7 protein-coding genes and 1 pseudogene are annotated in these 9,578 nt (G+C 73.7%); 6 read left to right on the forward strand and 2 right to left on the reverse strand.

Features of this window, described 5'->3' with window-relative positions:
• Nucleotides 1-120 precede the first annotated feature (120 nt).
• The gene (locus ABT085_RS38970) at nucleotides 121-831 is read right to left on the reverse strand and encodes a GntR family transcriptional regulator (protein WP_502982921.1); all 711 of its coding nucleotides are present in this window, start codon (nucleotides 829-831) and stop codon (nucleotides 121-123) included.
• Nucleotides 832-985: 154 nt separating this feature from the next.
• On the opposite strand from ABT085_RS38970, the gene ABT085_RS38975 reads away from it, so the two are divergent.
• On the forward strand, nucleotides 986-1,525 hold the full coding sequence (locus ABT085_RS38975; RefSeq protein ID WP_351619452.1) for a YbhB/YbcL family Raf kinase inhibitor-like protein: 540 nt from the start codon (nucleotides 986-988) through the stop codon (nucleotides 1,523-1,525).
• Nucleotides 1,526-1,533: 8 nt separating this feature from the next.
• Nucleotides 1,534-2,133: pseudogene (locus ABT085_RS38980) on the forward strand (metal-dependent transcriptional regulator); the annotation flags it as partial.
• A gap of 160 nt (nucleotides 2,134-2,293) precedes the next feature.
• Here the strand turns inward: ABT085_RS38980 and ABT085_RS38985 are convergent.
• On the reverse strand, nucleotides 2,294-3,268 hold the full coding sequence (locus ABT085_RS38985; protein WP_351619454.1) for a quinone oxidoreductase family protein: 975 nt from the start codon (nucleotides 3,266-3,268) through the stop codon (nucleotides 2,294-2,296).
• A 102-nt stretch (nucleotides 3,269-3,370) separates the two neighbouring features.
• Here ABT085_RS38985 and ABT085_RS38990 point away from each other — a divergent pair, with 102 nt between their 5' ends.
• The 4 genes from ABT085_RS38990 to ABT085_RS39005 all read left to right on the forward strand — a co-directional run bounded on the left by ABT085_RS38990 (nucleotide 3,371) and on the right by ABT085_RS39005 (nucleotide 9,259).
• Nucleotides 3,371-3,715 carry an ArsR/SmtB family transcription factor gene (locus tag ABT085_RS38990; protein WP_351619457.1) on the forward strand — a complete coding sequence of 115 codons (345 nt, stop codon included), beginning with the start codon at nucleotides 3,371-3,373 and terminating at the stop codon, nucleotides 3,713-3,715.
• A gap of 242 nt (nucleotides 3,716-3,957) precedes the next feature.
• Nucleotides 3,958-4,779, forward strand: a complete 822-nt coding sequence (locus ABT085_RS38995) for a hypothetical protein (RefSeq protein WP_351619459.1) — start codon at nucleotides 3,958-3,960, stop codon at nucleotides 4,777-4,779.
• Entirely contained in the window at nucleotides 4,779-7,019 is a 2,241-nt protein-coding gene (locus ABT085_RS39000; RefSeq protein ID WP_351619462.1) for a bifunctional serine/threonine-protein kinase/ABC transporter substrate-binding protein, read from the forward strand. The genes ABT085_RS38995 and ABT085_RS39000 overlap by 1 nt, the downstream gene beginning before the upstream one ends.
• Nucleotides 7,019-9,259: an ABC transporter substrate-binding protein gene (locus tag ABT085_RS39005; RefSeq protein ID WP_351619469.1), complete on the forward strand. Its 2,241-nt coding sequence runs from the start codon at nucleotides 7,019-7,021 to the stop codon at nucleotides 9,257-9,259. The genes ABT085_RS39000 and ABT085_RS39005 overlap by 1 nt, the downstream gene beginning before the upstream one ends.
• Nucleotides 9,260-9,578: the final 319 nt, after the last annotated feature.

Raw genomic sequence — 9,578 nt, forward strand, 5'->3', positions numbered from 1 at the left:
GCCCGTCGAGGGCAGCACCCCGGCCCTCCGCTGCTGCCGTTGCTGCGGGCCCGACTGGAAATGCCGGCGTAGGGCCAGGCGGCTCGGGCGACGGCGCCCTCGGCCGGGCGTCTCTGTGGGTCAGGTCTCCTTCGCGGGTTCTGGGTGAGTGCATCCGGTCAGCCGGGCCGCGGTCAGGGTGAGGTGCTGGGCCAGTACCTCGGCCGCGGTGTCGGCGTCGCGGGCGAGCGCGGCTTCCTCCAGCCGGCGGTGCTCGCCGACGTGGTCGCGGCCGGGATGGCGCCGTGCCGCCCAGCGGCGGGCCAGCTCGCTCGCGGTCCACGTCCGGTCGAAGGTCTCCAGCAGAACGGGGTTGCCGCAGCCCTCCAGCAGGGTGCGGTGGAAGACCCGGTGGGCCTCGGACCAGGCGCTGCTGTAGTACTCCCCCTCGTCCGGCGCATAGGCCGGAGTGCGGGCCAGGCGGTGGTGGGCGGCTCGTACCCGGGCCTCCCAGTCGACGTCGCCGCGCTCGATGGACATGCGCAGCACGACCGGTTCGATGGTCCGGCGGGCTTCGGCGATGTCCTGCCAGCGGCGGTCGGAGACGGCCGGGACGGCGAAGCCGCGGTTGTGCAGCCGGTCGGCGAGGCCTTCGCCGACCAGCCGCACGAGCGCCTCGCGCACCACGGCCAGGCTCACGCCCTGCTGTCGGGCGAGGTCCTGCGGTTTGAGGGCGTCACCGGGGGCGTGGTGCCCGCCCATGATCGCGTCCCGCAGATGCGCGTAGACCTGCTCGGAGAGCATCTGCTTCGCCGGCGGGGTTGGGGTGTGGGCCGTCTGAGTCACAGTCATCACCATAGACGATCGCGAGAATAATCGATTATTGATGCTATGGTCGATCGTGTCGTCGGCGAAGGGTGACGCCGGTGCCTGTCCGGGTACCTGTGCGCGCCCTCTCGCCGGCCGCGTCACGCCATCCACCGCACGGCCCGAGAGGAACAACGCGATGAGTGCCAACGACCCCTTCGCCCGTCTCCCCGAGGCGGCCTCCTTCACCGTCACCAGCACCACCGTCACCGACGGCCGCGCCTGGCCGCCCGAGCAGTTCTCCGGCATCTTCGGCGTCCCCGGCGGCAAGGACGTCTCCCCGCAGCTGTCCTGGAGCGGCGCCCCAGAAGGCACCCGGAGCTACGCCGTCACCGTGTACGACCCCGACGCCCCGACCGGGTCCGGGTTCTGGCACTGGGCGGTCGCCGACATCCCCGCCACCGTCACCCGGCTACCCGAGGGCGCCGGTGACGACACCGGCTCGGGCCTGCCCGAGGGCGCCTTCCAGCTGCCCAACGACGCCCGCGCCGCCCGCTTCGTCGGCGCCGCCCCGCCGGCCGGGCACGGCCCGCACCGCTACTTCGTCGTGGTGCACGCCCTCGACGTCGCATCCATCGGCGTCGCGGCGGACGCCACCCCGGCCGTCCTCGGCTTCACCATGGCCGGCCACATCCTCGGCCGCGCGGTGCTGACCGCCACCGCCGAAACCCCTGCCTGACCCACCGCATGACCCCACTCACCAGCACCACCAAGCGGTATCTGCGCACCATCCTGGAACTCGAGGACGAAGGCCGGGTCCCGATGCGCGCCCGCATCGCCGAGCGCCTGAACCACAGCGGCCCCACCGTCAGCGAGACCGTCGCCCGTATGGAACGCGCCGGCCTGCTGCATGTCGCCGCCGACCGGCACCTGGAGCTGACACAGGCGGGCCGGCAGGCCGCCACCCGCGTGATGCGCAAGCACCGTCTCGCGGAGTGTCTGCTCGCCGACGTGATCGGGCTGGCGCGGGAACAGGTCCACGCCGAGGCCTGCCGCTGGGAGCACGTGATGAGCGAGGCTGTCGAACGCCGCGTTCTCAAGCTGCTGCGTCATCCGACGCACTCCCCTTACGGCAGCCCGATCCCGGGTCTGGAGGAACTCGGCCGTACGAACACCGCGAACCCGTTCCCCGACGAGAACACCGTCGCTCTCGACCGCCTGAAGCCCGGGCCCGACAGCGCCGACGCGGTCGTACGGCGCAACGCGAGGCGGGTCCAGGCCGAGCCCCGGCGCATGCACGCCCTGCGCCGCACCGGGGCACAGTCCGGTACAGCGGTGACCGTGTCGCCGTAGCCGTGCAGGCCCGAGGACGGTCCCCGACCACGATCGAGGTCGGGGGCCGTCCTCGTGACGGCAACCCGCGACGGCAACCTGCGACGGTCTCCGCGACCGGGACGAGTGCGCCGCCCGGCGAACCGTCCGTCACCGAACCTAGAGGGTGCCCGTCTCAGGCAACGCGCAGCAGGAGCTTGCCGGTGGAGGTACGGCCACCCATCAGGCGGTGGGCCTCCGCCGCGTCCGGCAGCGCGAACTCCGCGGTGACGGGCAGGGACACGGTCCCCTCGGTGACGGTGCGCAGCGCGCGGCCGGTGAGCTCGCGCAACGCCTCCGGTGCCGTGCCGGCGAGGGCCAGCACGGAGAAGCCGCTGACGGACAGGCCGCGGGTGGCGAGGTCGGCCTGTCCGGCCTGCCACGGCTCGGCGCCGCTCGCGTTGCCGAAGGAGACGAGGCGCCCGAAGGCGGCCAGCGCGTCCAGTCCGCGGCGCAGCGTGTCTCCGCCGACCGGGTCGAGCACCAGATCGACGCCCCTGCCGCCGGTGGCGCGGCGCACGTCCTGGTCGAAGTCGTCGGCCAGGAACACGTCGTCGTATCCGTGCGCGCGGGCGTGCTCGGCCTTGGCCTTGCTGGAGGTCACCCCGTACACGGCACCGGCGCCCGCCGCACGCGCCAACTGCCCGACCGCCGTGCCGATACCGCCGGCGGCGCCTTGTACGAGGATGCTCTCCCCGGCGCGCAGTCGTCCGACCTCGTGCACCAGGGCGTGGGCGGTCGGCAGCACCGTCGGTACGGTCGCCGCGGTGCGCAGGTCCAGGCCGGCGGGCAGGGCGAACACGGCCGCCGCCTCGGCGACGACCACGTCGGCATAGCCGCCGCCCTGCACGAGTCCGGCGACCTCCTGCCCCACCCGCAGCGCGGTCACGCCCTCGCCGACGGCCCGGATGCGCCCGGACACCTCCAGACCGGGGCGGTGGGGCAGCGAGACGACCCGGTACCCCTCGGCCCGGCCCTTGAGGTCGGCGAAGTTGACGCCCGCCCACGCGACGTCGACGGTCACCTGCCCGGGGCCGGGCTCGGGGACCTCGGCCTCGACGACCCGCAGCACCTCGGGACCGCCGTACTCCTGGAACTCGACCGCACGCATCCGCGGAACCACCCCTCCGAGAGTGTTCGATGAGAAGCAAACACTCGCACTGTATGATGCTCATCGAACACTCCGCAACGGGCAACGCCAGGAGGGCGAGCGATGACGGACAAGACCCCGGGCAGGAGCCACCGCCCGGCACCCGTTCTCACCCACCCCGACGACGTCACCCTGCTGACCGCGCTCACCGCGCTCGCCGACCCGGTCCGCATCCAGCTGGTGCGCACCCTGGCCGACCATCCCGACTGGTCCCTGAGCTGCAGCAACTTCGACGTGCCCGTCGGCCGGGCGGCCAAGAGCCACCACTTCTCGGTGCTGCGCGCCGCCGGGCTGGTCGAGCAGCGCGACGACGGGCCCAAGCGACTCAACCGGCTGCGGCGGGAGGAGTTCGACGCCCGGTTCCCCGGCCTGCTCGACCTGACACTCCGCGACGACGAAGTCTCCTGAACGCCCGCCGGGCACCCCCGAGTCACACCGGGTCCGGCAGGTCCATGGGCGCGGGTTCGGCGGGATCGACCACAACGGTGACCTGACCGGGCGCCGCCTCCGTGCTCGTCTGTTCATGCAACCGCCCGCCGCCGCCTCGCGTCGGTCAGTACGATCATCGAATGCGAGCGTGGGCTCGTGACCGTTGGGGGGCGGGGATGGACGACGACAACACCGTTACGCGCAGGGGGACTTGGCGGTGGATGCGGGTCGCGGTCCCGGTCGCCGCGTCGGCCCTGGTGCTCGGCGGCTGCGGTTCCGGGGACCATGGCAAGACGGCCGCGCCGAGCTCTTCGGCACCTTCGGGATCCGCCGCCGCGACCTCGTCCGGCTCCCCCTCGGGTGCCGAGTCCGCGGGCTCCGGCGGGAGTGACGCGCCGTCACTGACCCCGTTCCGGGCGGACCCGGCCAGGGTGCCCAGGACCAGGAGCCGGGCCGAGGCGCTGGCCGCGGCCGTGGCATTGCAACCGCAGGGCTGGGGCGCGGACTTCCGGACACAGCGGCCGGCCGTGAGCACTCCCGGCACCCTGGCCGTGCTGGACACGCAGTGCCGGTGGGAGCGGCACGGGCTGCCCGGGGGCGTGCTCGCCTCCCTGTCCCGCTACAGCGAGATCCCCGCCGCCGGCGGCAAGGGCGAGGTCAAGGTGAGCGCGGCGGTGACCGTGCACACCACCGTCCGCGACGCCGACGAGCGGCTGGCCACCACCTTGGAGGAGCCGCTGCGGTGCCGCCGGCAGGAGGTCCGCACGGACGAGTGGATCTCCAAACTCATATCGACCGCCAGTCCCTACGGCACGGGCAACAACACCTACGCCGACGACCAGGTCGTGGAGATCGGCAAGTACCTCACCGGCAAGAGCGAGCAGACCTACGGCTGGTACGTCACCCGGCTCGGCACGGTGACCCTGTCGGTGTCGGTGAAGGGCGCCAAGGGCTACTCGGACAACGAGTTGATCACGTACGCGTCGAACGCCAACGCCGCGATGCTCACCCGCCTGGAGTCCGAGCTCGGAGGGGACAGCTGATGGAGCCGCTGCGTTCGTCGGATCCCGCGCGTATCGCGGACCATCGTCTGCTCGGGCGGCTAGGCGCCGGAGGCATGGGCGTGGTGTACCTGGCCCGCTCGCCGGGCGGCGCGCTGGTGGCGCTGAAGGTGCTGCTCGCCGAGTACGCGGAGGAGCCGGGCTTCAAGGCGCGATTCCGGCGCGAGGTCGAGGTCGCCCGGCGGGTCGGCAGCCCCTGGGTGGTGCCGTTGGTGGACGCCGACCCGGGCGCCGAGGCTCCGTGGCTGGCGACGGCGTTCGTTCCCGGACCGTCGCTGGCCGAGGCGGTGACCGCGTACGGGCCGCTGTCCGAGGACGGTCTGCGGGTGCTCGGCGCCCGGCTGGCCGAGGCGCTGGGCGAGGTGCACCGGGCCGGGCTGGTCCACCGGGACCTGAAGCCGGGCAATGTGCTGCTCGCGCATGACGGGCCACGGCTGATCGACTTCGGCATCGCCCGCGCGCCGGAGGACCGTACGCTCACGGCGACCGGGATCGTGGTCGGCACGCCCGGCTATCTGTCTCCCGAGCAGGCCGAGGGGCGGGGCGGGGACGGCATCGGCCCCGCGAGCGACGTGTTCTCACTCGGCTGTGTCCTGGCGTTCGCGGCGACCGGCCGGGCGCCGTTCGGCAGCGGAGCGGTCGACGCCCTGCTGTTCCGGGCCGTCCACGACCCGGCGGACCTCGAAGGTGTGCCGGCGTGGCTGCACCAGGTGCTGGACCGCTGCCTGGAGAAGGATCCCGACCGGCGGCCGGAAGTCGGGGAGCTGGTGCGGGAGTTGACGGCCGAGGATGCCACCCGGGCCGAAGGGACCTCGCGGATCGCGCCGCAGGACGAGGGGGCGGACGGGTGGCTGCCCGAGCCGGTCACCCGGCTGATCGCCGAGCGCTCGTCCGCCGCGCTCGCGCTGCCGGACATCGACGACACGCTGGCGCCGTCCGGCGCACCGGTCGCTTCCGGCCCGGCGGAGCCCGACACGCGTGAGACGTCCGGCCCGGCGGAGGCGCAGGACTCCCGCCCGGCCGGCCGACGGCGTTTCCTGCTCCTCGCCGGCGGGGCCGCGGCGCTGGCGGCGGTCGGGGGCGGCGCCTGGTGGGCGGCCGACCGCGACAACGGACCGGAAGGCGGCGGCGCCGCGTCCCGGCGCCGGCCGGTGTACACCTTCGCGCTGCACGGCGACCTCAGTGGCCCGCACCGGGAGACGGGCCGGGCCCAGGAACGCGGACTGCGGCTCGCGGTCGAGGAGTTCAACGCGGGCGCCGACGCCCCGTTCACCGTGCAGGTCAAGACGGCCGACGACGGGGGTGATCCGGTGGCCTCGGCCCGGCTCGCCGCGCGGCTCACCGACACCGCGTCCGTCCTCGCCGTGGTCGGCCCGACCACCGACGAGACCGCGCAGGCGGCGCTCGCGAAGTACGATGCCGGGCTGCTGCCGGTCGTCGGCGTGTCACCCGGCGCGACCGCCCTGTCGTACCAGGGGTTCCGCTCGTTCCTCAACGCACGGCTGCCCGACGCGGTGCTGCCCGTCTATGCGAGCAACTACCTGCGCGGCACGGCGCGATCACGCAAGATCGGTATCGTCGTCGACCGCCCGGCCGGCGCGTACGGGACGACCCTGGCCAGTTCCCTCGCCAACTACCTCAACAGCATCGGGTACCCGTCCGTACCGGACGTGGTGAGCGCGATGCGCCACGACTTCGGCGGTGCGGTGGACACGGTGCTCTCCGCCGGTGCCGATTCCGTGTTCTTCGCCGGTCTGCCCGACCGGGGAGCGCTGCTCGCCGCGACGCTGCGGGAACGCTCCTTCGAGGGTGCGCGGGTGTCGGGCCCGGCGCTGCTGGACGAACAGTTCCTGAAGCAGGCGCGGGACGGGGCCGAGGGCTGGACGATGGTGGCCACGGTCATCGACGCGAGCCGCAAGCCCGAGGCGCGGAAGTTCGCCGCCGCCTACCGCGCACGCTTCAGGCACGCGCCGCCCCGGTACGCGGCGGAGGCCTACGACGTGACCGGGATGCTGCTCGGGGCACTGGCGAAGCTGCCGTCGAAGAGCCGCACCCGGCAGAACCTGCTCGCGGCCGTCCGGGGCGGAAAGTACCCGGGCATCACCAAGTCGTTCGCCTTCGACAAGGTCGGCGCCATGGTCATCGACGGCACCGGCGGTTTCCTCTGGCGGGTGGCCGGCGGTGCCTTCGTGTACGACGGCCCCGCGCCGCTGACCGTCTGATGGAGCCGCTGCGGGCCGGCGACCCGTCCCGGATCGGGCGCTATCGTCTGCTGCGGCGGCTGGGCGCCGGCGGCATGGGGGTGGTCTTCCTGGCCCGTGCGCCGGGCGGGGCGATCGCCGCGCTGAAGACGGTCCGCTCCTCGTACGCCGACGAGAGCGGATTCCGGGCCCGTTTCCGCCGTGAGGTCGAGGCCGCCCGGCAGGTCGGCAGCCGCTGGGTGGTCCCGCTGCTGGACGCGGACGCCGACGCCGAGACACCGTGGCTGGCGACGTCGTACGTGCCGGGGCCCTCGCTCGCCGAGACGGTGGACACCTTCGGTCCGCTGTCGACCGCGTCCGTACGGGTGCTGGGCGTGCGGCTCGCGGAGGCGCTGACGGCGGTGCACGGGACCGGTCTCGTCCACCGGGACGTCAAGCCGGGGAACATCCTCCTGGCTCCGGACGGGCCGCGGCTCATCGACTTCGGCATCGCCCGCGCGCCGGATGCCACCGCGCTCACCTCCAGCGGAGTGATCGTCGGCTCGCCCGGGTTCCTCTCGCCCGAGCAGGCGCGGGCGCGCGGCGGCGAGATCGGCCCGCCCGGCGACGTGTTCTCGCTGGGCTGCGTGCTGGCGTTCGCCGCGACCGGGGTGCGGCCGTTCGGAGACGGCTCGGCGGCGGGGGTGCTGCTGCGCACGGTCTACGAGGAACCCGATCCGGCATCGCTCCCGGACGCTCTGGCACCCCTGCTCCGAGCCTGCCTGCACAAGGATCCGGCCGGCCGGCCGAGCCTCGCGCGACTGCGTGCGACGCTCGCGGAGGGAACGGCATCCGGCTCGGACGCGCCGTCCGGCTGGCTGCCCGCACCGGTCACCCGGCTGATCAACGACAGGTCCGCCGCCGTCCTCACCATCGGCTCGATCGAGCCGACCCGGCTGTCGGCGTCCGCGCCGTCGGACATCGCGAGCACGGTGAGCCCCGCGTCACCGCAAGCCCCGACGCTGACCTCCGTCACCGCCACCCGCCCCGCCCCGCGCACGGTCGGGCGACGCGGTCTCCTGCGCCTCGGCTCGACGGCGGGACTCCTGGCGGCGGGCGGTGGCGGGGCCTGGTGGTGGAGCACCCGGGCGAACCCGGGACCGCCCACGCCGTCCGGCACCGGCCGGGCGCGCCCGGAACTGGTCGTGGCGTTCCACGGCGACCTCACCGGCACCGGCAAGGAGAGCGGCAGGGCCCAGCTCAACGGTGCCCGGCTGGCCGTCGAACACATCGACGCGCACAGCGACCGCCCTCTGCGGCTGAAGCTGAGAACGTACGACGACGGCGGCGACACCGGACGGGCCCAGGAGCTGGCCGCCCGGCTGGCGAAGGACGCGCAGGTGCTCGCCGTACTGGGCCCCACGACCGACGCCTGCTTCAGCGCCACCGAGAGGACCTACACCGAGGCGGTGATGCCCGTGGTGTCCGTCTCGGTGGGCGCCGACACCGAGAGTGCGTCGTTCGACTCGAACACCTTCCACTGTCACGCGGCGCTGCACGTCACGTACGGGCTGCTCGCCGCCCCCTGCGTCCGCTATCTCAGCAACCACGTCGACGCCCGGCGTGTGTTCCTCGTGGACGACCGGGCGCAGGGCGACTTCGCCTGGCGGGTGTGCGACCAGGCCGAACAGGCGCTGCGCCGGGGCGGGCGGGACGCCACGGTGACCCCGGTGGCCGCCGGGAGGATCGACTACGCGTCGCTCGCCGCCGAGGTGAGGTCCGCCCGCGCGGACGCGGTCGTCTTCACCGGCGACGCGGTCCGGGCCGCCGGGTTCGCGTCGGCGCTGACCGCCGCCCGGTTCACCGGCACCCGGATGGCGACGGAACGCGCTCTGGACCCGCGGTTCCTGGGTTCGGCAGGCGCCGCCGCGAACGGCTGGGTCTTCGCCACCGCCTTCACCGACCCGACGGCCCGCGCCTCCGCCCACACGTTCACGGCCGCCTACCGCGCCCGGTTCGGCACCGCTCCCGGGTGGTACGCGGCGGAGGCCTACGACGCCGTGATGTTCCTGGCCCAGGCCTGCGACAAGGACGGCACCGCGCTGAGGGAGCGGGGCGCGATCGCCCGCCGGATGCCGGAGGTCACGTATTCCGGCATCACCCGTACGGTCAAGTACGAGTCGAGGTACGGCGGCTACAACCACGAGGCGATGTTCGAGTTCCAGGTCGTCGACGGTGCGTTCCGGTACCTGGGGCAGTACCTGGAGGCCTCGGTGTCTTGAAGGGTCTGTTCCCTATGGCGCACGCCAAGCGTCCCGCTCGCGGCGTGCGAACGGGACGTGGCTGTCGCTCATGGTCCTTACCGGGACCCCGGCCCGATTCCGGTGGGCCGAGGGTCCACAGTCGTGCTGCTCAGCAGCCGTCGACTAGTAGTCGCCGCCGCGGCCCCCGCGGTCTCCGTAGTGGTCCCTGACCACCCGGAAGCTGGCGACCACGCCGTGCTTGATGTCGACGGCACGGGTGCGGCCCGGGTGCACGCCGTCGCTGGAGCTCCAGGGGCCGACGGTGGCGACGGGAGCGCCGTTGTCGCAGTCCGCACCC

Source organism: Streptomyces sp. NPDC002265, assembly GCF_040296125.1.
In the GTDB taxonomy this organism is placed as follows: domain Bacteria; phylum Actinomycetota; class Actinomycetes; order Streptomycetales; family Streptomycetaceae; genus Streptomyces.

What these genes read in the sequence shown, in the direction of transcription:
- ABT085_RS38970 (WP_502982921.1), bottom strand. Translation starts at nt 831, where the DNA reads ATGACTGTGACTCAGACGGCCCACACCCCAACCCCGCCGGCGAAGCAG.
- ABT085_RS38975 (WP_351619452.1), top strand. Translation starts at nt 986, where the DNA reads ATGAGTGCCAACGACCCCTTCGCCCGTCTCCCCGAGGCGGCCTCCTTC.
- ABT085_RS38985 (WP_351619454.1), bottom strand. Translation starts at nt 3,268, where the DNA reads ATGCGTGCGGTCGAGTTCCAGGAGTACGGCGGTCCCGAGGTGCTGCGG.
- ABT085_RS38990 (WP_351619457.1), top strand. Translation starts at nt 3,371, where the DNA reads ATGACGGACAAGACCCCGGGCAGGAGCCACCGCCCGGCACCCGTTCTC.
- ABT085_RS38995 (WP_351619459.1), top strand. Translation starts at nt 3,958, where the DNA reads ATGCGGGTCGCGGTCCCGGTCGCCGCGTCGGCCCTGGTGCTCGGCGGC.
- ABT085_RS39000 (WP_351619462.1), top strand. Translation starts at nt 4,779, where the DNA reads ATGGAGCCGCTGCGTTCGTCGGATCCCGCGCGTATCGCGGACCATCGT.
- ABT085_RS39005 (WP_351619469.1), top strand. Translation starts at nt 7,019, where the DNA reads ATGGAGCCGCTGCGGGCCGGCGACCCGTCCCGGATCGGGCGCTATCGT.